Origin of the sequence: Mesorhizobium sp. M7A.F.Ca.CA.004.12.1.1, assembly GCF_003997835.1 — a bacterium.
Taxonomy (GTDB): Bacteria; Pseudomonadota; Alphaproteobacteria; order Rhizobiales; family Rhizobiaceae; genus Mesorhizobium.
In genome coordinates, this window is sequence record NZ_RZRK01001390.1 from 1 (window position 1) to 728 (window position 728).

Genomic DNA, 728 nt, shown 5'->3' on the forward strand with positions numbered 1-728 from the left:
GGCCACGCACCGCCTCATCCATCTGGAGGAGCCGTATCGCGAGGCGGCCAGCTGGGACGAATGGTTCCAGTCGGCGGGCGCCAATCTCAGCGATACCGCGCGCGGCCTGCGCATCAACGACTACGGCCTGGTGATCCAGGGCGTCATGGAAGGCCAGGGCATCGCGCTCGGCTGGCGGCACCTCGCCGAGCGGCTGCTGGCGTCGGGCTTGCTGGTGCCGGTGACGGATCATGTGCTGAAGACCGGCAAGGCGTTCTATGTCGTCTGGCCGAAGAACCGGGAACTCAGCGACAACGCCCGCAAGGTGCGAGACTGGCTGGCGGAGCAAGCGTGAGGGGCAGCGCCTCCCAGTCCCTTGGAAGTCGGCGGGACAGCACCTCCCTGCGGCCTGCCAGAGGGAGGTGCTGTCTCGCCAGCCTATCCACTGTTCCGCAACACCGAATCCTTCCGCATCCGTCTCGAATCCGCCTATAGTGCTGCCATGCCCATCCGCCAGCTTTCCGAAACGATGATCAACCAGATCGCCGCCGGCGAAGTCATCGAGCGTCCGGCGAGCGTCGTCAAGGAACTGGTTGAGAATGCGCTCGATGCCGGCGCTTCGCGCGTCGAGATCGTCACAGCCGGCGGCGGGCTGAACCTGATCCGCGTCACCGATGACGGCTCCGGCATTCCCGAACGGGAGCTGGCGCTGGCGATCGCACGTCATTGCACCTCCAAGCTCACCGAGG

The 728-nt window shown here is 66.1% G+C and carries 2 protein-coding genes; both read left to right on the plus strand.

Annotated elements, in window-relative coordinates; translation table 11 throughout:
• On the plus strand, positions 1–334 hold a 334-nt coding region (locus tag EN984_RS36600), incomplete at its 5' end, for a LysR substrate-binding domain-containing protein (RefSeq protein ID WP_245480212.1).
• A gap of 147 nt (positions 335–481) precedes the next feature.
• Positions 482–728: ATP-binding protein (locus EN984_RS36605; protein ID WP_206517585.1), on the plus strand; the 247-nt coding region annotated here is incomplete at its 3' end.